This is a genomic window from Enterobacter cloacae complex sp. 2022EL-00981 (assembly GCF_028737495.1).
In the GTDB taxonomy this organism is placed as follows: Bacteria; Pseudomonadota; Gammaproteobacteria; order Enterobacterales; family Enterobacteriaceae; genus Enterobacter; species Enterobacter cloacae.
Genome location: NZ_JAQZRK010000044.1, coordinates 1 through 25,178, shown reverse-complemented (window position 1 = coordinate 25,178; position 25,178 = coordinate 1). Strand labels below are relative to the sequence as shown.

Below are 25,178 nucleotides of genomic sequence, written 5' to 3'. Positions count from 1 at the left end.
AACATTTTGTTGTGCAATTAAAACTTTTGCATGTGTATTTATATGCTGGTAACACAATTTTATCTCTGTATATTTAAGAGAAATTATTGGAGGAACTATGCATAAATTTAATCTAGCAGCTGCTTTTCTTTTTTTTGGCGCTTTTACCATGCCAGTATTTGCCAGTAATTCAATGTCTATAAATTATGCTGCAGGCAAAGAGAGTGGGGCCGAAAAGATGCATGGCATGAATGTGATATTTAAACACGATATGGGTAATTTTGCACTGGTCGCATCAGGTACTTATATACAGAATACCAGCGGTTCCGGGAACTCTTATTTGAAAAACAAATACGCATCAATTATGCCGGGGCTCGCTATTAATATCACACAAGATATAAATTTTTATGGACTTGCTGGTATTTCTTGTGGTTCAAAAATGAAACCTGATCAAAGTCATGAGATTTATGGGGCAGCTTTTGGTACTGGTTTGTTTTACAACTTAACAAACAATATTCAATTAAATACAGGATATGAATTGGGTCTTGTTGATAACAAAGAAATAGATACTTTCATCATTGGGATAGGATATTTGTTCTGACTTTCAAGGTGAATGAAATGATATCAAAAAAAATAATAAGAATATATGTTATTACTGATAACTATTTTTTATATTACGGCATCAGGGAACTCATTTACGATTCTAAAGTATTTGAATCTTACACATATAACGTTGAGCAAACCGCTAAGCTTCCAGCTCTTATTTTTTATCATAAGTATCATACTCAAGATATAATCATTACAGATAATTTCTTACATTGTTACGCAGTTTCAAAATATAGACCGGAAAAAACGTTAATTTTGCCATGTAATTATGATTTGGATAAATATATAGAGTGTTTTAATGATTTAACAAATCAAGATTATCTTCACAATGCACTTTATTTTAAAAAGTTATCATCGAAAGAGACCCTGCTGTTAACTTTATTTTCTGAGGGAGCAACAGATGACAAAATTGCTATTATGCTTAACATAACAAAAAAGACAATCAGCTCTCATAGGCGTAATATTTTGCAAAAATTAAACCTGAAGAATAGGCATGAATTGTATATGTATGCTTTGGCAACAAAAGAAGGGTTGTATGAACACGTATAACATAATATCTATTTTAACGATAATGGTATTGATTCCATTTTCAATTTATTGTTTTTATGCTAATTATCGCATCAATGAAAACAAAAGAATTGCATCAGAAACAACACCATTATGGCGAAAGATATTTCTGCCTCCTAAATGATTAATATTTTAATGGTAAATTTTTGATGTTTAGAAGCTTTCCTCTGTGAATGTTAATATATCCACCATCATTCAAATCTTTTAAAACTTTATTTAAGGAACTACGAGAAATTGAGCTTCTGGATAAAATGAACTTGAATACTGAAATTTGAGATCTTTCATTCTCTGGTAATTCCCATATGGCTTCTAAATTGTTTTTTATAATATCGTAGGCATTTTTTGATGAAAATCTCTGGTCTCTTTTGAAAAAGTTTAAAGTGATTTCACAAGTCATTAAGAAAAAATGTTTCCACAAGTTATTACTATCAGCCAAACAATCCAATTCCACAGTTGAAATTGCTGTGAAAGTTGCATCCGTTGAAGCTCGAAAGTAATGGTAATCATCTTGTTCGAACATAAAGATTATCCTTAGAATATAAGGCGCATATACAGTGAAAATTAAAATATCGTCTGCTTTTCTATAAATGTCTACTCTACCTTCAGTGAGAAAGTATACATGTGGTTTATTATTAAGCATGAAGTTTATTCGTTGTCCATTTGACGCATAAATGCGCATAAACTTGTTAGATCCTTCAACAATCTCTAAGATATGGTTAAACATGGTGTGAAGCCTCAGCTACTATTTTCATTCTTAAAGTTTGATGTTAGGTAATCATATAACCTTTTTAGAAGATGGCAAGTTTAAATTTAAATATGTGTTTGTGTAATTATACATAATTTAATTTTTTATAGGCCAGATCATCAAAAGTAAGTGCTGAGTTCTTAAGATTTTATCAACCTATCATTGTTAATAGTCGATTCGAAGATGGCTTTATGTTATTTGAGCGTGATTTTTAGAGTTAATCATTTATATGGGAATTTATTTCTATATAGGAATGATATACGACTATTTACTTTTTATCGGTATTGCGCAAAACAACTCATTAATTCTATATGGATTGATGCTTGGCACTTAAAAAATCATCTCTTTTTTAAGTTGGGCTGAGTATTAACACGGGGGCTCGATATGTTGTTTCTATTGTTATGCATAGCTTTATTGATACTAATAGTAGCTGTTTTTTATTTTATCCGGTTGAATAAAAAAAGTATGGATGTAACTCAATTTATAGATTTGCTTTATAAAGATGATGAAGAGAAATGAATATTTAAATGAGGTTGAGTAAGTGTTAAGCAAAACTCAAAAAAATTTCTTGTGGATGATTGCAGAAAAAACAATCGGCGTAGTGGGCCTTTTCTTTATAAATGCTTTGGTGGCTAAATACCTGGGGCCTGTGGTAATTGGGCAAATAGCAATTGCAACTGCGATTTTTCAAACTGTTCAGGTTGTAGGGGTGTTTGGCAGCGATAGTATATTCTATAAAAGGATAAGCACAAACTTGATTGGCGGCATACAATTAATGATGCCTGTATTTGTGTTGAGAAGTATAATATTTATCATTTTTGCAAGTATTTGCATAATGTTTTTAAATATGAGAATGGATTTAACAGGTATGACATTAGTGCTGTCAATCTGTTTGGCGTATTATTTTTATACTATTGATACTTACACAAGTTTTAACGAGTCACTACTGAACTCAAGAATTAATGCTATTGCAAACGTAGTTGGCCTTATTTTCGGCTTAATAGCCAGGGCATTAATGGTTAGATATAAAGTGCCGATTATCTATTTTGGATTGCCTCTAATAATAATAAGTGCCATTCCTTATTTTCTAAAATTATATGTATTTAGAAAACAATATAAAAGGATGGTAACAATTAAGTATAGTGTACTAAAAAAAAGATTATTCCATCTGAGTTATGCGGGAAGCATTCTTGTTATTCCTTCAATCATTTCATCAATCTATCCAAGGTTGAATGTGCTTATAATCTCTTTTTTATATGGAAATCATGATGTCGGTATTTATTCAGTTTCTCAAAGCATTGCAACGAGTTGGAGTTTCATTTTATTATCGTTGTTGACTTCTTGTCTCCCATCTTTATTTCGAGAGAAAAATAATCAAAAAATAATTAAATTAGGTGCCAGGTTACATTTAAATATCATTTTGTTGTCGATTCCGGTAATGTTGGTGATTACATTTTTAGTAAATTTCGCAATTCTCTATCTATACGGGGAATCCTATAAGGAGTCAATAACACCCTGCATTTTGTTATGTTTCTCAACATTATTGTCTACACTTGGCATGGCTTCATCAAAAATAATAATTAAATTTTCTGGGTATAGGTTTTTATTATGGAAGACTATATTTATATTGGTTTTAAGTCTGGTGCTTTCTTATTTCTTTTCTATCAGGTTCGGATTGATTGGTGCTGCATCAGCGGTTATCATTACTGAAGTTTTTTCTCTGACAGTTATTAACTATTTGTTTATGCAGGGATTTATATTATCAGTCCACATCGAGATGTTTAAAATTATTTATGTGTATTTTCGGAGGTTATTTGGAATGAAAAAATCAGATGGAAGCTAAAAAAAGCAGCCTCAAAACTGAGCTAAATAAAAAATGCTTCTAAGATTTATTCTTAATGGCGCGCTGTTTAATGACAAATAAAAGCGTCCTCGAAATACATGAAACAGACTCATTTCATAGGTTTCAGGACGCTTTACAGTGAGTAATGGTCAGATGAAACGAGCGTTCTCCGCCCATTTTTTTGGGAATCCCAGCGCGCATAACGCCGGCTCAATACTCATTACTTCGGCATCTGCAATGTTATGAATTATAAAGGGGTCATCCTGAAGAAAGTTATGAATATTGCTGATGTTATCCCCCTGAAAGAGAATGAAGCCGCCAGCACCATTGCTGAGCGGGCCGGCAAAAAGAATCACTCCTTCATCAAACCCCCTCAGCAGCCATTGTTTATGTGCGTCAAGATGATCAGAAATCGCATCAGGTTGTGTCAGGTAAGTCAGCGTGACGGCGTGCAACATGGTTTATTCCTTAGCGGCAGAAACGGTATTAATGGCTTGTGGTATTAAAGAGAAAGCACGGGATAGTTCTCTGAGCTTTACTTCCTCCCCTTTAGATGCGCCTTCAGCCCGGACAAACACAACATTTGAAATGCCCAGGAAGCCCAGAAACTTACGCAGAAATTGCTCCTGAAAGTCCATTTCTTCAAATGCCGTACCGGCATAAAAACCCCCCTGGCTGAGGCTATGATGACTCTTTTTTCCCCCGCAAGACCAACAGGGCCTGTTGGGGTGTAGCTGAAGGTTTGCCCTGGCTGCGCGATTCTGTCCATCCAGGCTTTTAATTGGCTGGGAACAGAAAAGTTGTACATTGGCGCTCCGATAACAATTACGTCGCTTTCAAGAAACTCAGAGACCAGAGCATTTGATAATTCTCGCTCAGAGTCCAGACGCGTTGTAGTTGCGGGTCGTCCGGTAACAGGCCTGAATTCTGCAGCGATTTCCCCGGTGAGATGGCTGATTTCGTCTTTTACAAGATCCCGGTAAGTCAGTTGATTCCCCTGACTGGTTGCCATCAGTTGTTTCACTGTTTCAGCCGACAACTGTCGGGTTACTGAAAATTCATAATTGATACTTGAATCAAGATGGAGAATTTTCATTGCATATCGTCCTGTTGTGTAAGGGTCAGTGAATACTCTGCGCAGCATTTACAATCAGTGCTGCAACCTCTTTGGGATGAGAAATCATGGATAGATGATCTGAGTGAATTCGTGTGATATGTGCGCCTGCTTCACGGGCAAAATTTGCCTGTACTAACGGGTTCAGCGCGTTATCGTTTTCTGTGATGAGATACCAGGAGGGTTTCTCTCTCCAGGCTGCCGCGTTCACTTTTTCGTTAAAAGCGGCAGCGGCGATAGGCTGTTGCACCGCAGAAATCAGAAGGCTCTGTTTCATGCTTAGCTCATTAGCCATAACCTGATGAAACAACTGTGGCTTATCAAGCCAGATGAGGCCGTTTTTATCGGCTTCCATACCTTTCATGGGGGCATTGAAGTGCGTAAGTGCGTCAGAAACAGACTGATTGCTGTCCGGAACAACGGCGGACAAATAGACGAGCCCCTTTACGTTATTCGCATTACCAGCCTGGGTGATCACCGCCCCTGCCCATGAATGGCCAACGAGCAGTACGTTACCATTTTGACGCTCAAGTACACGCTCTGTTGCAGCCACATCCTCTCGTAAGGATGTCAGGGGATTCTGAACAGCAGTAACGTGGTAGCCCCGGTCCTGCAGGAGAGCGATGACGGCTGACCAGTTCGATCCGTCAGCAAAGGCACCGTGAACCAGCACGATATTTTTTACACCCGAATCCTGTGCCATAAGCGGCGGGTTGCTCATAAATAAAAGACACAAAGCAAATACTCCTTTTCGCAGCGCGACCGACATTAAATTTTGCTTACGCATAACTGTATTTCCCGTATTTCTCAGTTTCAGGCAGTGTAATCATGCTGACAGGGGGTATGAAGTGTCATTAATGACAGGTAACATGCGAAATAAGACATTCTTCGGCACTGGGGTTAAAATGCGAGTTGCGTTACTTGCGCTTCCGGGCAACATGCGTTCGGCGCTGGCAGGGCTGGCTGATATGTTTTGGCTGGCGAATCAGGTGATCAGGCTAAACCCTACAGTGAGCCCTGAACTATCCAGGGCTGATCCATTTTTTGACGTCAGGACGATTACCGCGGATGGGCAGCCCGTCAGGGACGTTCAGGGACGAATCATCGAAAGTGATGGCTCATTTAATGAACCTGACAACTTCGAGCTGATCATTGCCAGCGGTATGCAGTTGGATGAGCAAAGATTTCCGGCTGACAAAGCAGCTGTATCGAATGCGGCCGAGTGGTTGAAAGTTAAGTATTCAGAGGGAAGCTGTATTGCCTCAGCATGTGCGGGCGGTTTTGTACTGGGAGAGGCGGGTTTACTCAACGGACGGATCTGCACCACTACGTGGTGGTTATATCCAACTTTCGCTGAACGCTATCCACTTGCAAAACCCATATGGGGAAAAACCCTGGCCGAACAGGACAATGTAATAACCGCGGGCGGCCCGCTTTCATGGGTCGATCTGGTTATATACCTCGTACGCAAACATGCTGGTAATGAGCTGGCAAAATTGACAGCTGACATGGCCGTTGCTGACAGCCAGCCTTTGTCACAGCAAATCTATGCGCCCGCAGGTTTTCTCAACTCAAGACATCCTCTACTGACTAAAGCAGAGAGTCTGCTTCGTTATCAGAACCCTGCAATGACGGTAAAGCAACTTGCTGCAGCTCTGAATATGACGACCCGCACGCTGAACCGTAAAATGAAAACGCTCATCCAGGAAAGTCCGAAAGACTTCATTACGCGGGTTCGTATTGAAACTGCATCTGTGCTTCTTGAAAGCCCAGGAAAGACTATTTCACAGATCGCAAATATTTGCGGATATAGCGATGAAACTGCTTTCCGGCGCGCTTTTAGCACCATGATGGGGATGTCCCCCGGAAGTTTCAGAAAGCGGCTTTTGACAACGACCCCTTCAAATTCTGGCTGCGAATGAGCGGCTACTGTTGACTTATCAAGGGCGTGACTGAGCTGATGATTGGCTGACCATCTGTCAATATCATGTCGTCCTCTGAATATAAAAGTGTGGCGCTGACAGATTCCCACTCGAAAGCGAACGCTGTGAAAGTTCAATTTTTTCGGATTGTCCTGATGCTACTCGCAGTCAATAAGCCTGACGGTTGACGAATGGTTGGCGTGTTTGGTTTTACCTGATGTCGATGTGGAAAAGATATCCGGCATGACGTTAGCAGTCATAAATACTTTGGGAATGGACGCAACTGTTCGTATTATGTCCCTGAAAGATTTAATCAGGAGAAATTGATATGGAAGAGGTTATTTATGTTATCGATGATGATGATGCATATCGGTCGTTTGTTGTTCAGTTCTTAACAGCCCCGGGCTATCAGACGTTTGACTTCAGTAATGCCGAAGAATTTTTATCCTCTCCCATCGTTGATCATCCTTCATGCTTAATACTTGAATTAAACCTTCCGCGTATGAATGGCTTTGACGTGATGGATGCACTCAAAGCGCGTGGATGCGCTATACCGGTACTCATTCTGACGAAGAGCGGCTCCATCCCTTCCTGCGTTCGGGCAATGAAAGCAGGCACCCGGGATTTTTTGACCAAACCGGTCGAACCTGAACAACTTTTGCGCGTGGTGAATGAGGTATTGATCGACGCGACAAACCATTTTCTGGAACAGCAACGGTTATTTGAACTGTGTAAAAATTACCAGGCGTTGACGCGACGTGAGAAACAGATTTTTGAGCTGGCAATTAATGGCTTGCAAAATAAACAAATCGCATCGGAACTGGGCATAACAGAAATTACGGTGAAGGTACATCGACGCAGGGTGATGGATAAAATGCAGGTTCGTACATTAGCGGATCTGGTGCATGCTGCCGGCACGTTGCAAATCGGTAAATCCCGATGTCCACCCCGCAGGCTTTATTGATAACGCGGCGATCGTCACCGGACAGTTTATACCACCCTGACATTCATTCAGATTATTGTCCCCCTGGGGTGTTGAATTTTGCTACCCTATGAGAGGTAACGCCTCTCAACCGGGGCGGTCTACGATAATGGAATGAATTGATTATGAGTGAAAATGATACTATCCCAAAGAAGTCTACAAGCCAGATTAACAAAGCGGTATTCTTCACATCTGCTTTGTTAATTTTCCTTCTTGTCGCCTTTGCCGCAGTATTCCCGGATCTGGCCGACAAAAAATTCAAACTCCTGCAGCAACAGATATTCACCAATGCCAGCTGGTTCTACATTCTTGCTGTCGCCCTGATTTTACTGAGTGTTACTTTCCTCGGTCTTTCGCGTTACGGTGATATCAAACTGGGGCCGGATCATGCCCAGCCTGATTTCAGCTACCATTCCTGGTTTGCGATGCTGTTTTCGGCAGGGATGGGGATCGGCCTGATGTTCTTTGGCGTTGCCGAACCGGTAATGCATTACCTTTCGCCACCCGTCGGCACCCCTGAAACCGTAGCCGCAGCGAAAGAAGCCATGCGCCTGACGTTCTTCCACTGGGGACTGCATGCATGGGCCATCTATGCCATAGTGGCGCTGATTCTGGCATTCTTCAGCTACCGTCACGGTTTGCCATTAACGCTGCGTTCCGCACTCTATCCCATCATCGGCGATCGCATCTACGGTCCTGTCGGCCATGCAGTCGATATTTTTGCGGTGATAGGGACGGTCTTTGGCGTTGCCACATCGCTGGGTTACGGTGTTTTGCAGGTTAATGCCGGTCTGAACCATCTTTTTGGGGTGCCCATCAATGAAACGGTGCAGGTCATTCTGATTGTGGTAATCACGGGGTTAGCGACGATTTCAGTGGTATCCGGTCTGGACAAAGGAATACGTATCCTGTCTGAGCTTAACCTGGGCCTGGCGGTTTTGCTCCTGGCGCTCGTTTTATGTCTTGGACCAACAGTGCTTTTACTGAAATCATTCGTGGAAAATACTGGCGGTTATCTTTCGGAATTAGTGAGTAAAACGTTTAACCTTTACGCCTATGAACCGAAATCAAGCAACTGGCTTGGTGGCTGGACGTTATTGTATTGGGGATGGTGGCTTTCCTGGTCGCCGTTTGTCGGTATGTTCATCGCACGCGTATCCCGTGGCAGGACAATTCGTGAGTTTGTCACAGGCGTGCTGTTTGTTCCCGCAGGTTTTACCCTCATGTGGATGACAGTGTTTGGTAACAGCGCCATTTATCTCATCATGAACCAGGGGGCAACAGACCTGGCAAATACCGTCCAGCAGGATGTCGCGCTCGCCCTGTTTAATTTCCTGGAGCATTTCCCGTTTTCTTCAGTGTTGTCATTTATTGCAATGGCGATGGTCATTGTTTTCTTTGTTACATCAGCTGACTCCGGGGCAATGGTTGTCGATACGCTGGCATCGGGTGGGGTCGCTCACACGCCTGTCTGGCAGCGAATTTTCTGGGCCTCGCTCATGGGGATTGTGGCTATCGCACTGCTGATTGCGGGTGGACTGAGTGCGCTGCAAACCGTGACAATTGCGAGTGCATTACCCTTCTCAGTGATCTTATTGATCTCAATATACGGACTGTTAAAAGCCCTGCGTCGGGATTTGACCAAACGTGAAAGTCTGAGCATGGCGACGATTGCGCCGACCGCCGCACGTAACCCTATTCCGTGGCAGAGAAGGTTGCGCAATATTGCCTATCTGCCGAAACGTTCTCTGGTGAAACGGTTTATGGACGACGTTATCCAGCCTGCCATGACGTTGGTTCAGGAAGAACTGAACAAGCAGGGGACGTTGAGTCATATCAATGATGCGGCTGACGATCGTCTCCGGCTTGAAGTTGATTTAGGCAATGAGCTGAACTTTATTTATGAAGTGAGGCTACGTGGCTATAATTCGCCAACTTTTGCTCTTGCCGCTATGGATAATGACGAGCAACAGGCAGAGCAACACCGCTATTATCGCGCTGAAGTGTATCTGAAAGAGGGCGGTCAGAACTATGATGTGATGGGCTGGAATCAGGAACAGCTTATCAATGACATACTGGACCAGTACGAAAAACATCTGCACTTCCTGCATCTGGTTCGTTAATACTAAAATGCCGTCCGATGGGACGGCATTTATTTTGCCACTGACTGTGTGAGACAGCCTCATGTTAGCCACTGTACTTATCGTTATTGTTGCGTTAATCCATCTCTATATTCTGGTGCTGGAGATGTTCCTGTGGAACACCAAAACCGGGCACAAGGCTTTCAATCTCACGCCCGATTTTGCGCGTGAAACGCGCGTACTGGCTGCGAATCAGGGGCTGTATAACGGTTTTCTGGCGGCGGGTCTGCTCTGGGGACTCTGGCTCGGAGAGCGCGGTGTCCCTGTGACCGTCTTTTTCCTGAGTTGCGTGCTACTTGCCGGAATTTTTGGCGCAGCGACTGCCAGTCGAAAAATCCTCTATGTTCAGGCTATGCCGGCTCTCGCTGCCTTACTTGCGCTGCTTATCTAATACTTTGGTCAACGTAATGCGTCCGCTATACTCGGTGCATCACCCGCTAAATGACAGACGAGAGACTGTTTATGAACAACGATATTCCGCATAAATATTATGACATCGTCGATGAGTATTCGACGGAAACCGCTGAGCCAGTCAGTGAGTCAGAGCATGACGCGCTGGCGTACTATTTCCAACTGCTGCTGACGCGGTTAACGAACAACGAGGAAATCAGCGAGGAAGCCCAGCAGGAAATGGCCAGTGAGGCGGGGATCCGCTCGGCACGCATCGATGATATTGCGAATTTCCTTAATCAGTGGGGGAACGAGTAGCCCGCAAGGGCATTCTCATCGTAAGTTTCTTCGCCAGTTCACTGCGTGTCAGTGATTTTGAGAAGTACCACCCCTGGATCAGAGCGTCAGGATACCTGTCCGCAATAAAACGATACTGGGTTTCACTTTCCACCCCTTCGAAAACGAGCGTTTTGTTGAGCCTGGCAAGCGCATCACAAAAAATAGCAAAAATATTCTGCTTATAATGTTCATTGATACCGTCCACCAGCGACTTATCGATTTTGATTTCGTCATATTCCAGCAGAGAGAGTCGGTCCAGGTTTGAGTTTTTCACGCCGAAATCGTCTATCGATATTCTCACCCCAAGTTTTTTCAGCTCCAGACAAAACCCTTCCAGAATATCTGCACTGGATACCGCTTTTTCTGAAAGTTCCACTTTTATCAAAGACAGGGGGATGTGATTAAATGCACATTCACGACGTAACGTCTGGATAAACTGCCCATCTTCAATCTCTGTTCGCCCAACGTTCAGCGAAATCATCAGCTGATGTTTAATGGCAAGCGGTGCGATCTCAGACAGCGATTTTTCAATAATATTAATATAATACTGTCGGTACAGCCCAATTTTCTTAATTAAAGGAATAAACAGTTCCGGAGAAACATCGGTGCGATGATAATCGCGCCATCTCGACAGCACTTCTACCCCGACAATGCTTTTATCCTGGATACGTATAATCGGCTGGTAGTTAACGCTGATTGAATTGTTTTTTACCGCCTTAACCAGCGTTCGCTCCAGTGAGAAGCGATCTTCGTAAATACGCATGAAAAACAACGAGATTGCGGTCCAGATAAAACACAAAATAGTCGTCAGAAGAATAAACACCACAACGGGGAGCGAAGCCAGGCCCGCGTCGTAATGCTTCACCGTAACACATATGTCCCATCGCGTGCTGCACTGCGTCAGGGTCAGGGTAAAAAGCGCTGAATCTGGCCAGTGGTGTTTTATGACATCTGGCTTAACCGAGAAAAAAGTTCGGTCGAAATCTTTCGTCGTGGTACTCAGCGCATAGTTTGCCGTAACCGGCGTGAATTTATCGTAGGCATAACGCGAGGTGAAAATAATTACATTATTATAGATTGCCGCGTTGCCAGTGAAAAAATCTTTTCTCGAAAACTGCGCTAACAGAAAGCCTCTTGGTGTTTTATGGAGTTCTGTCGGTAGAGGGACTGGAGTGGCGAGCTTACCCCAAAAGGCAGTACAGACGACTTGCCCATTTTCAACAAAACCGATATCGGAAAAATAGGGGCTGTCGAGTTTTAGCTTTCTGTAGCGATCAAGGCTGGTTTGATCGCAGCCTCGGGTTGTTACCTCTTTAAGGGCCAGCGCGATGCTTTCGGATAATCCTTCGGAATAGTGCAAAAGCGTCTGGGCGATCTCACGCTGTTTATCCTTCTGCTGGCTGATGATAACCGCATTCACCGCATACAGAGACAGAATGACCAGAATCGTTGATACGATAGCAACGGCAATGATTTTTTTCATTTTCCGGTTATCCTGTCAGCTCCCTGATGGGGTGAATCTTAACACAGCCGGGGCAGGGTACAAGCATGGTACTCACGGGGGAGAACGGCAGGCGCCAGGGGATCTCCGTAATAACCCTGACGCAAATTTTAGTGAAGCAAAATAATAACTGCTTCTTATTGTGCGCTTAAGTGCAATTTATTTTCCTCTTATCCTGACCTTTGTTACAGTGACACGAGTTGTCAGCCAGGGATGTCAGGCGTGATAAGGTGGAAAAGCTCGTGCATGTGAAAAATACTTTTTACACAACAACCATTACTGTCATCATTGTCTCGTTGATCATCTCGTTGTCGCTTGCGGTCCAAATTACCACGTCCAGACAGCAGTCAATTCAGCAAATTAATACCGGCGTTGCTAACCTGAGCCATACCCTGGATGTTTATACTGAGGGGATCATGCGTCAAAGCGAAATGCTGATCACCACCATTTCAGACATGATCGACATTTATGGTATGACCCCGGAATAGGCGACCAATATTCAGCGGATAATAGAAAACCAGGATAATCTTCTTAGCCAGATTAATAATGTGGTTATTTACGATGTCAATGGTGACATCTTTACGGCATTGTACGGACGTTTTTCCGGGCCGCGAAAAGGGGCTGACAGATCGTTTTTTATCTATCACAAGGAAAATAAAAGTCAGCAGATTTTTATTGGCCAGCCAGTGGTGAGCAGGACGAATGGTAAATGGGTGATTACGATCAGTCGACGGCTTGAAACGCAGACCGGAGACTTTAACGGCGTTGTCGTGGTGACGCTTGGAATCGAAAATTTTCTGGCACTCTACGGGCAGATTAATATTGGCCATGCTGGTGTCATTGGCCTCACGACACAAACCGGCGTGTTGCTGGTTCGCTATCCGTTTAAAAATAACTACATTGGCGCGATTGTTTCAGACTCACCCCTGTTCAGAGAATACCTGAAGGTACAAAATTCAGGGATTGCCAGCTCGGTTTCGCGGTTTGATAAAGTCGAACGCATTTTCGCTTTTGAGAAAAACAAACGTTACGGATTGGTCACCACCGTTGCAGTGAGTAAAGAAGAAGCACTTGCAGCCTGGCGTAAGCAGGCCATTCAGCTCGCCGTACTCATTCTTATTTTTACCGTGGCGCTTATCGTCGCGTCTTATTTCCTCTATTCGGATCTGTCCAGAAAAACCAGAGATAACAAAGAGCTCAAGATAATAGCCTCTGAAGATGCGCTGACGGGGCTTTTCAACCGCCGCACGTTTGATGAAAAAATTCTGTCTGAAATCGCCACGTGTGCGGATAACGACACGCCAATTTCTATCCTCATTGTCGATGTCGATTATTTCAAAAAATACAATGATAACTACGGTCACCCAGAAGGAGACCGATGCCTTACCCTACTGGGGAATAGCCTCAGAGAGAGCCTCACCCGCAACAACCAGCTTGTGGCGCGTTATGGCGGCGAAGAGTTTGCGCTGATCCTGCCAGACGCCGATATTCAGGAAGCCATCCGCCTGGCCCAAACGATCATCCGCAATGTATTTTCACTGCATATTGAGCATGCCTTTAGCCCCTTTGGACGGGTAACGGTCAGCGTCGGGGTGTCAACCGCACGTGCCGTTGACATTGCAGGCAGCCAGCAGAACATTATTATTGCGGCTGACCAGGCGCTCTATCAGGCAAAGCGCGCAGGACGCAACCGCTATGCCTTTATCGCCGTGTAAGCGGGCAAAAAAATGCCCACTAAAGCGTGGGCAAAAATACTGGAAGCAATGTGAGCAATGTCGTACTGAATACCTGAGCGTTTAACTCAACTATTCAATGTTGAGAAAGATAATCTTTCTCATCTTAAGTTGCAACCCCACATTTCGTGTGGTGCGGTTTTGGATACTAAATGCGCACTCTCTCGCTGTGATACTAATCACAAATTTCCTTTCCCGGATCCTGTGCTATCCTTTTTGTGTCGTTGATTTAATGACAAAAACCATACAGAGAGGAAAGTTATGGGAATTTTATCCTGGATTATCTTTGGGCTTATTGCGGGTATTCTGGCGAAGTGGATCATGCCGGGCAAAGATGGCGGTGGTTTTATCGTTACCGTGATACTGGGTATTGTCGGCGCGGTCGTCGGCGGCTGGATCAGTACGCTGTTCGGGTTTGGCAAAGTTGACGGTTTCAACTTCGGCAGTTTTGCTGTCGCCGTGATCGGCGCGCTGGTTGTTCTGTTTATCTACAGAAAAATCAAAAGCTAAGTTTGATAAGCGTTAAAAAAGGCTGCCAGATGGCGGCCTTTTTACGTTGCGGTGTTACCACCAGCCAAATTGCGTGCCAGCAACGGCGACGATGGCGACGAGCAGCATAATGAGGGTGGTTTTTCTCATTTATGCTCCCGGAGCCGCGTAACCACCGACAAAAAACCATGCTAAAAAAACCACCGCCGTTATAAAAATAACGACCGGGAAGAGGATCCCTATTCTCATGCCATCACCTGTTTCGGTTTTCAGAATGCCGTAGAGTGTACGGGGTTAATCCAAAACGTGAAAGCGCGTTTTGCCTTTACCCTTTTTATCCTGATACATCGCAACATCCGCGACGCGTAATGCGCTGTCCGGATCCATCCCGGCAGGATCAACTTCGACAACTCCCAGGCTTGCACCCGGGTACACAATACTCACACTGCCCAACCCGTATTGGCCGGCAATGCGGTCGCGAAGCCGCGTCCTGAGCAGGTTAATCTGGCCATCGTCAGCCTGATTTTCCGCTTTACTCAGGCAGGCTACCAGGAACTCATCGCCCCCCAGGCGGCCGATAATCTCGTCTTCGGTCTTTTCATCTGACAGACGTTTGCCGACTTCAATGAGGAATTGATCGCCTGCTTCATGCCCGTACTGGTCGTTAATCCGTTTAAAATCATCCAGATCGATAAAAGCGATAATTACGTTGCGTTTAAGGTGGCGGCCTAAAGAAAACAGGGTATTGAGATCTTCAAAGATGGCGCGGCGGTTGGGTAAACCGGTGAGAACGTCGGTAAAGGAATAGGCGATGAGCGCTGCATTCGCTTCTCGAAGTTGAGAAAGCAACGACTCTTTCTGAATATACTGGGCAATCAGCCCGGCAAAGAGTTTTAGCACGTGTTCGCCGCGTTCACTGAGCAGCTTCTTTTCCGTGCTGGTCGCACAGAGCGTGCCGTACAGGGAACCATCCGCCAGGTGAACCGGCACGCTCATGTACGTGGTAATACCGAGCGCTTTCGCGGCGTCGCAATCCGCCCAGCGTTCAGGAACCTCGTTACTGAAAATGGTGTCACTGTCCAGAGCGCGTTTGCACAATGTATCGCCCCAGGGCACGCTTAGTCCCTCCGGGATCTGCATCTGCTTACTGTTTCGGGCATACAAAATATGCTGAAGACGGGCATTGATATCGACCTTCGTCAGGTAGGTCGACTCCATTTCGGTCACAAGTTCCAGCATCTCCAGCAACTGGCGAACGAGACTTTCAAGGGATTGTTCCGTGGTGAGCGTTTCTGACACTCGGGCCAGGATGATATCTGACATGACGTAGGTTGACTCCCATGCACAAGACGTCTGCATCTGCATGTTATGTTGAAAATTTCGACTTCAGCCATAGTAAAACATGAATGGTGAGAATTTTATATATCCACCAGAAGCAGGCAGGGGAGAAAAAGGCCCCGTTGTTGAGACCGGGGCAAAGACATCTTGATTACGGAATGATGTTCTCTGGTCATAAGGAGAACACGCCTCACTATAGTGTTGAAAAGTGCAGTTAAAATGGAGAAATGATGGAGAAAGCGACGGCGACCCGTTACCCTTATCTTCTGATGATGTAAAAAGGATCAACACAATGAGATTTCTGCTTTTGGCTCTCGCGCTACCCCTGGCGGCCTGTACCACAAAAACGTCTCCATCTGTTGCCCCACCGCCGCCGCATAGGGTGGGGATGGCTAACCCTGCCTCTGTCTATTGTCTGGAAAAAGGGGGAGAGCAGATCCCAATCCAGAGCCCGCAGGGCGTGCGTACGGAGTGTAAATTGCCCGGTGGCGAAGTGATCGACGAATGGGAGCTCTACCGCCGCGATCATCCGCAACCCGCCAGGTGACAGCAGGACAAAGATTGCGATACACTTCTCTTTAGGATTATTCTTAGCCAGTTTCTGGCCACCGTTATCGTGAGAGAAGTATGTTTCAGCTTAAACCGGGCAGCATGGCGTTGATCATTGGTGCCCGCACGGCCTCAGGCCGTCGCAATGTGGGTAAATCCGTTGAGTTGTTTGGCCTTTGCCAGCCCGGCCAGCGCTTTGTTAACCCGGTTAATGGCGTGATGACGCAGCTGCCTGCGACAGCGGATCGCGCGCTCTGGCTGGTAACTGGCGATGTCTACGCTTTTGATAATCAGCACGGTTTTGCGTTTGTGCGCGCCGAACATCTGCTGCCGCTCACGCCGGATGAGGCACCGCAAACCTTCGATGCGCTGACGGCCAGCTAATTACAGATGGCGCAGCCAGTCGGCTAAGACTATTGCGTGATTCTGTTCGGTATTTTTCGCGGCGTAGAGAAGGGTTAAGGTTTGCTGTCTCGCGAGGGTTGCAAGACGCAAACCTTCGTCTTTATGCTGCGCCAGCTCTTCCCGATACGCCTGGCTGAAGGCAGCGAAATCAATGGTTTCACTGTGAAAGGCCTTACGTAATCCGTCAGAAGGCGTAAGCGCTTTGCACCATTCATCATGCACAAGGTCTGCTTTTTTCACCCCTCGCGGCCACAGTCTGTCCACCAGCACCCGATAACCATCCTCCGGGGCTGCCTGTTCATAGACGCGCTTGCACTGAATCATCATTTCCCCCTCCCAATTTAAGGTATTGTGATTATTGCAGAAGATCGGTAGTCTGAGGTTCCTTATGTTATCTGATAATACTCTGGCATAAGGAACCTTTCATGGAACACCTCCCGGTTAAAACGACGCTGCGCATTGCGCTGGTTGGCGATTACAATCCCGATGTGATTGCGCACCAGGCGATCCCGCTGGCCATAGATGATGCTGCTGCAGTACTGGATCTCACCGCTGATTACGACTGGCTTGCGACGACGGAGCTGACCAGCCCTGAAGATCTGGTGGGTTACGATGCCATCTGGCTGGTTCCTGCAAGCCCCTACAAAAATACCGAAGCCGCCTTTATCGCTGCACGTTACGCGCGCGAAAACAGCATTCCATTTCTCGGCACCTGCGGCGGTTTTCAGCATGCATTGATTGAGTATGCGCGTAATGTGCTCGGCTGGAGCGATGCGGCGCACGCCGAAACGGACACCGAAGGCTCAATGGTGATTGCGCCGCTGACCTGCTCGCTGGTGGAAAAAACCGATGCGATTGAACTGCGTAACAACACGCTTATTGCGAAAGCCTACGGCAAGCCGGAAATTGAAGAGGGATATCACTGCAACTACGGCGTATCGCCGGAATTTGCGCAGGAGCTGGAGAGCGGTGATATGCGCGTGACGGGCTGGGACGAGCAGGGGGAAATCCGTGCCGCAGAGCTGGTTACCCATCCGTTCTTCGTGATTACCTTATTCCAGCACGAGCGTGCTGCGCTGGCGGGGCGTCCGGTGGTGTTAGTACAGGCGATGCTGCGTGCGGCACGGGGATAAATAACAGGCAGACCGTCAGGTCTGCCACTGTTTTTAGCGGGGCGTGATCTCCCGGTCTCGCCCGGCAAGCATGCCGCAGATGGCCATCACCACCGAGGCCAGCGCGCAGGCCAGAAGGGGGATCTGCCAGTCACCGGCGGTATCGTGAATTTTCCCCATCAGCGGAGGCCCGCAGGCGGCCAGCAGATAACCAATCGACTGCGCCATACCGGACAGTGCCGCCGCCTGATGAGCAGAGCTGGCGCGCAGGCCGATGAACGTCAGACCGAGGATCATCGTTGCTCCGGTGCCAAAGCCAAACACCAGCGTCCACACGACCGCCAAATCCGGTGCAAACCAGAAACCGGCCGCACTCACTGCGCACATCAGGGCTACGGCGCCGGCGATCCCGCGTTGATCGTTCAGGCGATGCAGGATCAGCGGTACGGCAAGGCCCGGAATGGCCGTGGCCAGCTGTAAGAGTCCGTGCATGGAGCCCGCCTGCGCTTCGCTGTAGCCGTGGCTGAGTAATATCGCGGGCAACCAGCCGATGATGACGTAGTAAATCAGCGAGTTAATGCCGAGAAAGAGCGTCACCTGCCAGGCGAGGGCAGAACGCCATATGGCGCGGTTGTGCAGCGCCCCTGCACCGGTCACCGTGGCGACCTGCTTCTGGCGCCACTGCGGCAGCCAGAGCAGCAGCGCCAGCAGGGGAAAGATCATCAGCATCAGCAGCGCGCCATGCCAGCCTGCGGCTCCCTGGGCGAGAGGAACAATCAGCGCCGAACCGAGCGCCGCCGAAACGCCCATCGTCAGGGAATAGGCCCCGGTAAGGCGGGCAACCTGGCCGGGAAAGTCGCGTTTGATTAAGCCCGGTAACAGCACATTCCCGAGCGCGATCCCGCAACCTATCACCGCCGTACCGGTAAACAGCAGGGCCGCGGAGGGCAGAGAGCGCACGACAATCCCGGCGCAGATCAGCAGCAGGGCGAGGAACAGGCTGCGCTCCATGCCGATACGCCGTGCTACGCCCGCGGCAAGCGGCGAGACAAGGGCAAACGCTAATAGTGGCAGGGTGGTTAGCAGGCCGGTTTGCGCGGTGGTTAATCCATATTCAAGGCGAATGGTATCGAGCAGCGGCGCTGCTCCGGTAAAGGTGACGCGAAGCGTCGTGGCAATCATCAGAATGCCAGCGATCAGCAGCGCGCCTTTGCGAGTAGCAGTAGTCATTGTTTTCTCATACGTTCAGGCGAGCGCACACAATACCGATTTTCGCCGTGGTTGAAATCAGGCTAAAATGACAGTTTATCGCTAATATCGGACAACCTGATGAACGGTCTGGGACTCGACGGCTACGATCCCGATAGCCAATTCGATGCGGCGGTCGCGTTTCGCATCCGCGTGGTAGCGCAGGAGCAATATATTCCGCTCCATCAGCACCGCAAAGGGCAGATGATTCTGGCGCTGGGAGGTGCAATCACCTGTGAGGTAGAAAATGCCATGCTGATGGTACCGCCCCAGTATGCCGTGTGGATCCCCGGGCAGATGCCCCACAGCAACAGGGCCACGCCAGGCGCGCAGCTCTGCTTTTTGTTTATTGAACCGGGTGCCGTCAGTCTGCCGGACCGGTGCTGTACCCTGAAAATATCGCCGCTGGTGCGGGAGCTGATTCTGTCGCTGGCGGGAAAAACGCGTGAGCAACTGCCGCTTGCCACCACCTCGCGTCTGGTGGATGTGCTGTTTGATGAACTGCCGCTCCAGCGACAGGAACATTTACAGCTGCCCGTTTCCCCTCATCCAAAAATTCGGTTGATGAGCGAAAAGATGGCGGAAGAGCCCGCCGCGTGGCAGACGCTGGCGCAATGGGCGAACCACTTTGCCATGAGTGAGCGCAACCTGGCGCGGCTGGTGGTCAAAGAGACGGGCTTAAGCTTTCGCCGCTGGCGTCATCAGCTGCAGTTGATTGTGGCGTTGCAGCTGCTGATTGGCGGGAAGTCAGTTCAGCAGGTGGCGCAGTCACTTGGTTATGACTCCACCACCGCCTTTATTACGATGTTTAAAAAGGGGCTGGGGCAAACGCCCGCGCGCTATATTGCCAGCCTGACTACGACTTCCCAATAAACAGCGAAACCAGCCCGGCGGCAATGAGCGGGCCCACCGGAACGCCGCGAAAGAGCGCCACGCCAAGCACCGTTCCCACCAGCAGGCCAGCCACCAGCGAGGGCTGGCTGCTCATCAACGTGACGCCGCGACCACCCAGCCATGACACGAAAATCCCCACCGCGATAGCCACCAGTGATTTCCAGTTAACAAACGAGTGCAGCAGCGTTGAGGCCGGGAGCGTGCCGCTGGCAATGGGGGCCATCACCCCAATGGTCAAAATGATTATCCCGATCGTCAGGCCTTGTTTTTCTATCCACGGGAAAAAAGTGTTTAACGGGGTGACGCGCACAATGATCAACACCAGGATCGAGATGGCGACGGTGGTGTTATGGCTGATAAAGCCGAGTGCAGCGAGTGCCAGAAGAATGAGCAGAGTAGGGTCAAACATGAGGAGTCCTTGCCAGAATAGTAAGCCTGCTTACTTTACGCGGAAAAACGGCTGACGAAAGTGTTTTAAAAAAATAGGGGATTGTCATATCCGTGTCATTTGCAGGGGATAAAACGGCATCAGGCATCGCAAAGGGTTGCTAAAGATGAACGATCACATGTTTGTTGAAACGCTGATTATCTCCTCATCGTTTTTCGCTATTGCGGTGATTTTGATCGCATCAGTTCTGTTTCTGGAAAAGAGAGGCTGACAGAGGCGTCAGCCATCACGGTCACGCTTTACGAAACGTCACCAGTTCAGGGCGGGCAATGCGCAGATAATCCTGGGTATCCATGATCACGGATTTTTCCAGCAGACCGGCATTGAACGCGATTTCGTCAAAACGCTCGAACAGGAGCGGGTCGGCGACCAGCGTCAGATCCGGATGGAAGCTAAACGGTGGGATAGCGCCAAACACGCATGCGGTCAGATGATCGACTTCGGCCGGGCTTGCGAGAGAGGCTTTTAAGCCGCCGAAATGGCTGGCAAGCTGGCTCAGGTCGGCCTGCTGGTCAGCGGCCAGGATCGCCAGAACGTGTTTTTTTACGCCGTTTCCCTTCACTTTGCAGACCAGCGCTTTTGCGCCTTGCCCCAGATCGGTTCCGCGGATTTCGCTTACCGCTTCGCATTTTCCTACGGCCTCGTGCTCCATCACGCGAAAGCGCGCACCTTGCTGCGTTAACAGCGAAATGAGTTGCTGGTGGGTAGCCGTACCCTTAGCCTCATCAGACATAGTCAGTTTACCTGTTATCTGCCAATACGCAGTTTCCAACAGTAGCACAGATCTTTTTGCGAAGGGGATGGACGAAGGGGAAAGAAAACAGCCAGCGTGTCGCTGGCTGTGGGGTCAGGCATTGCTGGTGGCCGATTGCTTGTGGAACAGCTCCCGGAACACCGGATAGATATCATCCTGGTCACGGATGTGTTGCATGGCGAAATTTTCGAACATCGATTGCAGATGTTCATATTCACGCCACAGCGTCTGGTGAGCACGACGCGTGATTTCGATATAGCTGTAGTAACGCACCACCGGCAAAATTTTCTTCGCCAGAATGTCGTGACACAGCGGCGAATCATCCGCCCAGTTGTCGCCATCCGACGCCTGCGCGGCATAGATGTTCCACTGAGCCGGATCGTAACGCTCTTTCACCACCTCATCCATCAGCTTCAGGGCGCTCGATACGATGGTGCCGCCGGTCTCCTGCGAGTAGAAGAACTCATGTTCATCCACCTCTTTGGCCTGGGTGTGGTGGCGAATATAAACCACTTCCACGTTCTTATAGGTTCTGCTCAGGAACAGATAGAGCAGAATGTAAAAACGCTTCGCCATATCCTTGGTGGCCTGGTCCATTGAACCGGAGACGTCCATCAGACAGAACATAACAGCCTGGCTCGAAGGCTCCGGCCGTTTTTCGTAGTTTTTATAGCGCAGGTCGAAGGTATCAATAAACGGTACCCGCTCAATCTTCGCCCTCAGCTCGGCAATCTCTTTACGCAGGCGCTCCTCTTCCAGCAGTTGCGCCGGTTCTGTGTTTTCTACCACCTTCAGGCTGCTTTCAAGTTCGCGCAGCTCCCGCCGTTTACCGGCCGTCATGGCCGTGCGCCGCGCCAGCGAGTTCTGCAGCGAACGAACGACGCTGATATTGGCTGGTACGCCGTTCGCGGTATAACCCGCGCGATGGGTTTTGTATTCGTTAAGCTGACGGTGCTGGTTCTTTTTCAGATTAGGCAGCGCCAGATCCTCAAAGAGCAGGTCGAGATACTCATCTTTTGAGATCTGAAAGACGAATTCATCCTGACCTTCACCATCCTGACTGGCCTGTCCTTGACCGCTTCCAGAACCGCCGCCGCCTCCTTGTGGGCGCTCGATTCTGTCGTTCTGAACGAAGTGGTCATTACCTGGGTGTACGCGATGGCGCAGGCCGCCACGCCCCTGATGAAACATCGGTTCGCTGATGTCATCGGTGGGGATGGAGACAGACTCGCCGCTGTCGACGTCGGTTACCGAGCGTTTGTTGATGGCCTCGGAGATCGACTGTTTAATTTGCGCTTTGTAACGGCGCAAGAAGCGCTGGCGATTCACCATGCTCTTGTTTTTGCCGTTCAGACGCCGGTCAATAAACCAGGTCATATACCCCCCGTACTGCATTTGCCAACTTGCATTTTGTCGGCCCGGTGAGCGTTAAACGCTACCGGGCACTTGTTTTAAGACGATTTCCGTACGCGCAGATACCATTCGCACAGCAAACGAACCTGTTTGCGGGTGTAGCCTTTTTCCATCATACGGTCGACAAAATCGTCGTGTTTTTTCTGCTCGTCAGTTGAGGTTTTGGTGTTAAACGAAATGACGGGTAACAGCTCCTCGGTGTTAGAGAACATTTTCTTCTCGATGACCGTGCGCAGTTTCTCGTAGCTGGTCCAGTTCGGATTACGACCGTTGTTATGCGCTCTGGCACGCAGTACGAAGTTCACAATCTCGTTACGGAAGTCTTTCGGGTTGCTGATCCCGGCAGGCTTCTCAATTTTTTCCAGCTCCGCGTTCAGGGATTCACGGTCAAACAGCTGTCCGGTATCCGGGTCGCGATACTCCTGATCCTGGATCCAGAAGTCAGCATAAGTGACGTAACGGTCAAAGATGTTCTGCCCGTATTCTGAATAGGATTCCAGGTAGGCCGTCTGGATCTCTTTGCCAATGAACTCGGCATATTTCGGGATCAGATAACCTTTCAGGAACTCAAGGTAACGTTCCGCCTGCTCCTGTGGGAACTGCTCGCGTTCAATCTGCTGCTCCAGCACATAGAACAGGTGGACCGGGTTGGCCGCCACTTCCGCATGGTCGAAGTTAAACACGCGGGAGAGGATCTTAAACGCGAAACGCGTGGACAGACCGTTCATGCCCTCGTCGACACCCGCGTAATCGCGGTACTCCTGATACGACTTCGCTTTCGGGTCGGTATCTTTCAGGCTTTCCCCGTCATACACGCGCATTTTGGAGTAGATGCTGGAGTTTTCCGGCTCTTTCAGACGCGACAGGATGGAGAAGCGCGACAGCGTTTCCAGCGTGCCCGGTGCGCATGGCGCATGCATCAGCTCACTGTGGTTAAGCAGTTTTTCGTAAATTTTGATCTCTTCGGAGATCCGCAGGCAATAAGGCACTTTGACGATGTACACACGGTCAAGGAACGCCTCATTGTTTTTGTTATTACGGAAGGAGACCCACTCTGATTCGTTCGAGTGCGCCAGGATGATGCCGTTGAACGGCAGGGCAGAGATACCTTCCGTCCCGTTGTAGTTCCCCTCCTGGGTGGCCGTCAGCAGTGGATGCAGCACTTTAATGGGTGCTTTAAACATCTCGACGAATTCCATAATGCCCTGGTTTGCCCGGCACAGTGCGCCGGAGTAGCCGTAGGCATCCGGGTCATTCTGGGCGTAATTTTCCAGCTTACGGATATCGACTTTCCCGACCAGTGCCGAGATGTCCTGGTTGTTCTCATCACCCGGTTCCGTTTTGGCGATGGCGATCTGCTCCAGAATGGATGGCCACACTTTCACGACGCGGAATTTAGTGATATCGCCACCAAACTCATGCAGGCGTTTCGCCGCCCACGGCGACATGATGGTGCCGAGATAACGACGTGGAATGCCGTACTCTTTATCCAGAATTTGCGCATCTTCCTGCGGGTTAAACAGGCACAGCGGATGGTCGTTCACCGGGCTGCGTTCACCGTTGGCGCTCAGTACATAGATAGGCACGCGCTGCATCAGCGATTTCAGCCGTTCAGCCAGCGACGATTTACCGCCACCCACCGGGCCGAGTAAATAGAGGATCTGTTTCTTCTCTTCCAGACCCTGAGCAGCATGCTTCAGGTATGAGACGATTTGCTCGATGGCATCTTCCATGCCATAGAACTCTTCAAACGCCGGGTATCGGGCGACCACCCGATTCGAAAAGAGACGGGAAAGCCGTGGTTCCTGGGCAGTATCAACCATGTTTGGCTCACCAATAGCCATCAATAGCCGTTCTGCCGCGTTGGCATAGGCACTGCGATCTTGCCGACAGATGGTAAGAAACTCCTGCAGTGTGAACTCTTCGTCCTTGGCAGCTTCATAGCGCTGGCGATAGTGATCGAATATATTCATGGCATGCCGTCCTTTTGTATAATCTGGGAACATTTGCGAATCAGCACTTTTAGCGTAATTCTTCAACGGGATAAAAAAATGCTCCGTCCTATTTGTTATGAGCGAGTATCAAGCATTCAGCAAGTCGAAATGGGGAATGGATTGGATGATCAGAGGTCTTCTTTAACTGCCTATTTAGACAAAAACTCTGATAAATTCACGAATGATAGAGTTTTCATAACAGATGCGGGGCTTTCGGCATTTAAAAATGCCAATATTTCACCTGAGTCTCAACTTGGGATATTTTTGCAAGATGTGGGGAACCGCAAGTACGGTAAGGGTGACGCACTTATAGTCATTAGCCTTGATAGGTTATCGCGTCGTTCAAGTTGGGCTGAAAGTACTATCCAGTACATCGTGAACAGCGGTGTAGAAATCCACGACATTTCTACAAATCTTGTGTTACGGGCAGATGATCCTATGTCGAAAATCCATATGGAACTCATACAGCATCGCTCGCACAATGAATCATTGATGAAGTCGGTACGTGCTAAGTTAGCTTGGGATAACAAAATTTTACGTGCATTACTGAATCGCCACGGATAATCTAGACACTTCCGAGCCGTTGATAATACTGGTTTTCATATTCTGTCGGTGACATCTGTTCGCTAGAACCATGCCGACGCTTACTGTTATAAAACATTTCGATGTAAT

Annotated in this window: 29 protein-coding genes and 2 pseudogenes; 16 read left to right on the top strand and 15 right to left on the bottom strand. The window is 48.0% G+C overall.

All coding sequences use genetic code 11. The features are described 5' to 3' along the window. The first annotated feature begins 97 nt into the window (after positions 1-97). Positions 98-580 carry a hypothetical protein gene (locus PUZ33_RS23580; protein WP_045295795.1) on the top strand — a complete coding sequence of 161 codons (483 nt, stop codon included), beginning with the start codon at positions 98-100 and terminating at the stop codon, positions 578-580. 17 nt (positions 581-597) lie between these two features. Continuing rightward, positions 598-1,134 carry a helix-turn-helix transcriptional regulator gene (locus tag PUZ33_RS23575; RefSeq protein WP_048971511.1) on the top strand — a complete coding sequence of 179 codons (537 nt, stop codon included), beginning with the start codon at positions 598-600 and terminating at the stop codon, positions 1,132-1,134. 142 nt (positions 1,135-1,276) lie between these two features. Here the strand turns inward: PUZ33_RS23575 and PUZ33_RS23570 are convergent, their stop codons facing one another. Then, on the bottom strand, positions 1,277-1,672 hold the full coding sequence (locus PUZ33_RS23570; RefSeq protein WP_274205374.1) for a helix-turn-helix domain-containing protein: 396 nt from the start codon (positions 1,670-1,672) through the stop codon (positions 1,277-1,279). 766 nt (positions 1,673-2,438) lie between these two features. Between PUZ33_RS23570 and PUZ33_RS23565 the strand changes: the two genes are divergently transcribed. After that, complete coding sequence (locus tag PUZ33_RS23565; RefSeq protein ID WP_252107876.1) at positions 2,439-3,740, top strand: oligosaccharide flippase family protein; 1,302 nt, start codon at positions 2,439-2,441, stop codon at positions 3,738-3,740. Positions 3,741-3,889: 149 nt separating this feature from the next. Here PUZ33_RS23565 and PUZ33_RS23560 read toward each other — a convergent pair whose 3' ends face one another. From PUZ33_RS23560 to PUZ33_RS23550, 3 genes and pseudogenes are all read right to left on the bottom strand, one after another. Next, positions 3,890-4,198 carry a YciI family protein gene (locus tag PUZ33_RS23560; protein WP_029881982.1) on the bottom strand — a complete coding sequence of 103 codons (309 nt, stop codon included), beginning with the start codon at positions 4,196-4,198 and terminating at the stop codon, positions 3,890-3,892. Positions 4,199-4,201: 3 nt separating this feature from the next. Continuing rightward, positions 4,202-4,836, bottom strand: a pseudogene (locus PUZ33_RS23555) (FMN-dependent NADH-azoreductase). Between the two features lie 25 nt (positions 4,837-4,861). Further along, the gene (locus PUZ33_RS23550; RefSeq protein ID WP_062676771.1) at positions 4,862-5,641 is read right to left on the bottom strand and encodes an alpha/beta hydrolase; all 780 of its coding nucleotides are present in this window, start codon (positions 5,639-5,641) and stop codon (positions 4,862-4,864) included. A 70-nt stretch (positions 5,642-5,711) separates the two neighbouring features. On the opposite strand from PUZ33_RS23550, the gene PUZ33_RS23545 reads away from it, so the two are divergent. The 5 genes from PUZ33_RS23545 to PUZ33_RS23525 all read left to right on the top strand — a co-directional run bounded on the left by PUZ33_RS23545 (position 5,712) and on the right by PUZ33_RS23525 (position 10,607). Beyond that, positions 5,712-6,776, top strand: coding sequence for a GlxA family transcriptional regulator (locus PUZ33_RS23545; RefSeq protein WP_058681425.1), 1,065 nt, complete (start codon positions 5,712-5,714; stop codon positions 6,774-6,776). 328 nt (positions 6,777-7,104) lie between these two features. Continuing rightward, on the top strand, positions 7,105-7,740 hold the full coding sequence (locus PUZ33_RS23540; protein WP_058681426.1) for a response regulator transcription factor: 636 nt from the start codon (positions 7,105-7,107) through the stop codon (positions 7,738-7,740). A gap of 143 nt (positions 7,741-7,883) precedes the next feature. Further along, complete coding sequence (locus tag PUZ33_RS23535) at positions 7,884-9,881, top strand: BCCT family transporter (protein WP_058681427.1); 1,998 nt, start codon at positions 7,884-7,886, stop codon at positions 9,879-9,881. A 61-nt stretch (positions 9,882-9,942) separates the two neighbouring features. Next, entirely contained in the window at positions 9,943-10,290 is a 348-nt protein-coding gene (locus PUZ33_RS23530; protein ID WP_029881988.1) for a DUF1304 domain-containing protein, read from the top strand. A gap of 71 nt (positions 10,291-10,361) precedes the next feature. Further along, positions 10,362-10,607: a YmjA family protein gene (locus tag PUZ33_RS23525; RefSeq protein ID WP_058681428.1), complete on the top strand. Its 246-nt coding sequence runs from the start codon at positions 10,362-10,364 to the stop codon at positions 10,605-10,607. Here PUZ33_RS23525 and PUZ33_RS23520 read toward each other — a convergent pair. Then, positions 10,585-12,111, bottom strand: a complete 1,527-nt coding sequence (locus PUZ33_RS23520; protein WP_058681429.1) for an EAL domain-containing protein — start codon at positions 12,109-12,111, stop codon at positions 10,585-10,587. The two genes, PUZ33_RS23525 and PUZ33_RS23520, sit on opposite strands and share 23 nt — an antisense overlap. A gap of 260 nt (positions 12,112-12,371) precedes the next feature. On the opposite strand from PUZ33_RS23520, the pseudogene PUZ33_RS23515 reads away from it, so the two are divergent. Together PUZ33_RS23515 and PUZ33_RS23510 are read left to right on the top strand one after the other, a co-directional pair. After that, positions 12,372-13,844 (top strand): annotated as a pseudogene (locus PUZ33_RS23515) (sensor domain-containing diguanylate cyclase). Positions 13,845-14,123: 279 nt separating this feature from the next. Beyond that, positions 14,124-14,372: a GlsB/YeaQ/YmgE family stress response membrane protein gene (locus PUZ33_RS23510; protein WP_008500746.1), complete on the top strand. Its 249-nt coding sequence runs from the start codon at positions 14,124-14,126 to the stop codon at positions 14,370-14,372. Positions 14,373-14,426: 54 nt separating this feature from the next. On the opposite strand, the gene yoaJ is transcribed toward PUZ33_RS23510, so the two are convergent. Genes yoaJ through PUZ33_RS23500 form a run of 3 tightly spaced genes read right to left on the bottom strand, consistent with a single transcriptional unit; the run spans position 14,427 to position 15,674 of the window. Then, a complete protein-coding gene (gene yoaJ / locus PUZ33_RS25305) occupies positions 14,427-14,501 on the bottom strand; it encodes a protein YoaJ (RefSeq protein WP_071830143.1) in 75 nt (24 codons plus the stop codon). After that, positions 14,502-14,600: a YoaK family small membrane protein gene (locus tag PUZ33_RS23505; protein ID WP_014883431.1), complete on the bottom strand. Its 99-nt coding sequence runs from the start codon at positions 14,598-14,600 to the stop codon at positions 14,502-14,504. A 45-nt stretch (positions 14,601-14,645) separates the two neighbouring features. After that, positions 14,646-15,674: a sensor domain-containing diguanylate cyclase gene (locus tag PUZ33_RS23500; RefSeq protein WP_058681430.1), complete on the bottom strand. Its 1,029-nt coding sequence runs from the start codon at positions 15,672-15,674 to the stop codon at positions 14,646-14,648. A 307-nt stretch (positions 15,675-15,981) separates the two neighbouring features. Here PUZ33_RS23500 and PUZ33_RS23495 point away from each other — a divergent pair, with 307 nt between their 5' ends. Both PUZ33_RS23495 and PUZ33_RS23490 read left to right on the top strand, forming a co-directional pair. Beyond that, positions 15,982-16,236, top strand: coding sequence for a putative hemolysin (locus PUZ33_RS23495; RefSeq protein ID WP_058681431.1), 255 nt, complete (start codon positions 15,982-15,984; stop codon positions 16,234-16,236). Positions 16,237-16,316: 80 nt separating this feature from the next. Beyond that, positions 16,317-16,622, top strand: coding sequence for a hypothetical protein (locus tag PUZ33_RS23490; protein ID WP_013097068.1), 306 nt, complete (start codon positions 16,317-16,319; stop codon positions 16,620-16,622). Here PUZ33_RS23490 and PUZ33_RS23485 read toward each other — a convergent pair whose 3' ends face one another. Beyond that, on the bottom strand, positions 16,623-16,967 hold the full coding sequence (locus tag PUZ33_RS23485) for a DUF488 domain-containing protein (protein WP_013097067.1): 345 nt from the start codon (positions 16,965-16,967) through the stop codon (positions 16,623-16,625). 101 nt (positions 16,968-17,068) lie between these two features. Between PUZ33_RS23485 and PUZ33_RS23480 the strand changes: the two genes are divergently transcribed. Continuing rightward, complete coding sequence (locus PUZ33_RS23480) at positions 17,069-17,776, top strand: CTP synthase C-terminal region-related (seleno)protein (protein WP_014831497.1); 708 nt, start codon at positions 17,069-17,071, stop codon at positions 17,774-17,776. Between the two features lie 33 nt (positions 17,777-17,809). Here PUZ33_RS23480 and PUZ33_RS23475 read toward each other — a convergent pair whose 3' ends face one another. Further along, positions 17,810-18,985 (bottom strand): CynX/NimT family MFS transporter, encoded by a 1,176-nt coding sequence (locus PUZ33_RS23475; RefSeq protein ID WP_058681433.1) that lies wholly within the window; start codon positions 18,983-18,985, stop codon positions 17,810-17,812. Between the two features lie 99 nt (positions 18,986-19,084). Here PUZ33_RS23475 and PUZ33_RS23470 point away from each other — a divergent pair, with 99 nt between their 5' ends. Continuing rightward, a complete protein-coding gene (locus tag PUZ33_RS23470) occupies positions 19,085-19,876 on the top strand; it encodes an AraC family transcriptional regulator (RefSeq protein ID WP_057071579.1) in 792 nt (263 codons plus the stop codon). On the opposite strand, the gene PUZ33_RS23465 is transcribed toward PUZ33_RS23470, so the two are convergent. Beyond that, positions 19,860-20,306: a DUF441 domain-containing protein gene (locus PUZ33_RS23465; protein ID WP_008500737.1), complete on the bottom strand. Its 447-nt coding sequence runs from the start codon at positions 20,304-20,306 to the stop codon at positions 19,860-19,862. The genes PUZ33_RS23470 and PUZ33_RS23465 overlap by 17 nt on opposite strands. Positions 20,307-20,451: 145 nt before the next feature. Here PUZ33_RS23465 and yoaI point away from each other — a divergent pair, with 145 nt between their 5' ends. Then, complete coding sequence (gene yoaI, locus PUZ33_RS23460) at positions 20,452-20,556, top strand: small membrane protein YoaI (RefSeq protein ID WP_020690334.1); 105 nt, start codon at positions 20,452-20,454, stop codon at positions 20,554-20,556. Between the two features lie 21 nt (positions 20,557-20,577). Here the strand turns inward: yoaI and PUZ33_RS23455 are convergent, their stop codons facing one another. The 3 genes from PUZ33_RS23455 to yeaG all read right to left on the bottom strand — a co-directional run bounded on the left by PUZ33_RS23455 (position 20,578) and on the right by yeaG (position 24,485). After that, the gene (locus PUZ33_RS23455) at positions 20,578-21,078 is read right to left on the bottom strand and encodes a YbaK/prolyl-tRNA synthetase associated domain-containing protein (protein ID WP_045902840.1); all 501 of its coding nucleotides are present in this window, start codon (positions 21,076-21,078) and stop codon (positions 20,578-20,580) included. Between the two features lie 114 nt (positions 21,079-21,192). Further along, positions 21,193-22,476, bottom strand: coding sequence for a YeaH/YhbH family protein (locus tag PUZ33_RS23450; protein ID WP_013097061.1), 1,284 nt, complete (start codon positions 22,474-22,476; stop codon positions 21,193-21,195). 74 nt (positions 22,477-22,550) lie between these two features. Beyond that, on the bottom strand, positions 22,551-24,485 hold the full coding sequence (gene yeaG, locus PUZ33_RS23445; RefSeq protein WP_013097060.1) for a protein kinase YeaG: 1,935 nt from the start codon (positions 24,483-24,485) through the stop codon (positions 22,551-22,553). 78 nt (positions 24,486-24,563) lie between these two features. Between yeaG and PUZ33_RS23440 the strand changes: the two genes are divergently transcribed. Continuing rightward, positions 24,564-25,070 (top strand): recombinase family protein, encoded by a 507-nt coding sequence (locus PUZ33_RS23440; RefSeq protein ID WP_274205373.1) that lies wholly within the window; start codon positions 24,564-24,566, stop codon positions 25,068-25,070. Between the two features lies 1 nt (position 25,071). On the opposite strand, the gene PUZ33_RS23435 is transcribed toward PUZ33_RS23440, so the two are convergent. Then, a partial coding sequence (locus tag PUZ33_RS23435; RefSeq protein WP_129949912.1) for an IS3 family transposase occupies positions 25,072-25,178 on the bottom strand: 107 nt, incomplete at its 5' end.

What these genes read in the sequence shown, in the direction of transcription:
- PUZ33_RS23580 (WP_045295795.1), top strand. Translation starts at nt 98, where the DNA reads ATGCATAAATTTAATCTAGCAGCTGCTTTTCTTTTTTTTGGCGCTTTT.
- PUZ33_RS23575 (WP_048971511.1), top strand. Translation starts at nt 598, where the DNA reads ATGATATCAAAAAAAATAATAAGAATATATGTTATTACTGATAACTAT.
- PUZ33_RS23570 (WP_274205374.1), bottom strand. Translation starts at nt 1,672, where the DNA reads ATGTTCGAACAAGATGATTACCATTACTTTCGAGCTTCAACGGATGCA.
- PUZ33_RS23560 (WP_029881982.1), bottom strand. Translation starts at nt 4,198, where the DNA reads ATGTTGCACGCCGTCACGCTGACTTACCTGACACAACCTGATGCGATT.
- PUZ33_RS23550 (WP_062676771.1), bottom strand. Translation starts at nt 5,641, where the DNA reads ATGCGTAAGCAAAATTTAATGTCGGTCGCGCTGCGAAAAGGAGTATTT.
- PUZ33_RS23545 (WP_058681425.1), top strand. Translation starts at nt 5,712, where the DNA reads ATGACAGGTAACATGCGAAATAAGACATTCTTCGGCACTGGGGTTAAA.
- PUZ33_RS23540 (WP_058681426.1), top strand. Translation starts at nt 7,105, where the DNA reads ATGGAAGAGGTTATTTATGTTATCGATGATGATGATGCATATCGGTCG.
- PUZ33_RS23535 (WP_058681427.1), top strand. Translation starts at nt 7,884, where the DNA reads ATGAGTGAAAATGATACTATCCCAAAGAAGTCTACAAGCCAGATTAAC.
- PUZ33_RS23530 (WP_029881988.1), top strand. Translation starts at nt 9,943, where the DNA reads ATGTTAGCCACTGTACTTATCGTTATTGTTGCGTTAATCCATCTCTAT.
- PUZ33_RS23525 (WP_058681428.1), top strand. Translation starts at nt 10,362, where the DNA reads ATGAACAACGATATTCCGCATAAATATTATGACATCGTCGATGAGTAT.
- PUZ33_RS23520 (WP_058681429.1), bottom strand. Translation starts at nt 12,111, where the DNA reads ATGAAAAAAATCATTGCCGTTGCTATCGTATCAACGATTCTGGTCATT.
- PUZ33_RS23510 (WP_008500746.1), top strand. Translation starts at nt 14,124, where the DNA reads ATGGGAATTTTATCCTGGATTATCTTTGGGCTTATTGCGGGTATTCTG.
- PUZ33_RS23505 (WP_014883431.1), bottom strand. Translation starts at nt 14,600, where the DNA reads ATGAGAATAGGGATCCTCTTCCCGGTCGTTATTTTTATAACGGCGGTG.
- PUZ33_RS23500 (WP_058681430.1), bottom strand. Translation starts at nt 15,674, where the DNA reads ATGTCAGATATCATCCTGGCCCGAGTGTCAGAAACGCTCACCACGGAA.
- PUZ33_RS23495 (WP_058681431.1), top strand. Translation starts at nt 15,982, where the DNA reads ATGAGATTTCTGCTTTTGGCTCTCGCGCTACCCCTGGCGGCCTGTACC.
- PUZ33_RS23490 (WP_013097068.1), top strand. Translation starts at nt 16,317, where the DNA reads ATGTTTCAGCTTAAACCGGGCAGCATGGCGTTGATCATTGGTGCCCGC.
- PUZ33_RS23485 (WP_013097067.1), bottom strand. Translation starts at nt 16,967, where the DNA reads ATGATTCAGTGCAAGCGCGTCTATGAACAGGCAGCCCCGGAGGATGGT.
- PUZ33_RS23480 (WP_014831497.1), top strand. Translation starts at nt 17,069, where the DNA reads ATGGAACACCTCCCGGTTAAAACGACGCTGCGCATTGCGCTGGTTGGC.
- PUZ33_RS23475 (WP_058681433.1), bottom strand. Translation starts at nt 18,985, where the DNA reads ATGACTACTGCTACTCGCAAAGGCGCGCTGCTGATCGCTGGCATTCTG.
- PUZ33_RS23470 (WP_057071579.1), top strand. Translation starts at nt 19,085, where the DNA reads ATGAACGGTCTGGGACTCGACGGCTACGATCCCGATAGCCAATTCGAT.
- PUZ33_RS23465 (WP_008500737.1), bottom strand. Translation starts at nt 20,306, where the DNA reads ATGTTTGACCCTACTCTGCTCATTCTTCTGGCACTCGCTGCACTCGGC.
- yoaI (WP_020690334.1), top strand. Translation starts at nt 20,452, where the DNA reads ATGAACGATCACATGTTTGTTGAAACGCTGATTATCTCCTCATCGTTT.
- PUZ33_RS23455 (WP_045902840.1), bottom strand. Translation starts at nt 21,078, where the DNA reads ATGTCTGATGAGGCTAAGGGTACGGCTACCCACCAGCAACTCATTTCG.
- PUZ33_RS23450 (WP_013097061.1), bottom strand. Translation starts at nt 22,476, where the DNA reads ATGACCTGGTTTATTGACCGGCGTCTGAACGGCAAAAACAAGAGCATG.
- yeaG (WP_013097060.1), bottom strand. Translation starts at nt 24,485, where the DNA reads ATGAATATATTCGATCACTATCGCCAGCGCTATGAAGCTGCCAAGGAC.
- PUZ33_RS23440 (WP_274205373.1), top strand. Translation starts at nt 24,564, where the DNA reads ATGCTCCGTCCTATTTGTTATGAGCGAGTATCAAGCATTCAGCAAGTC.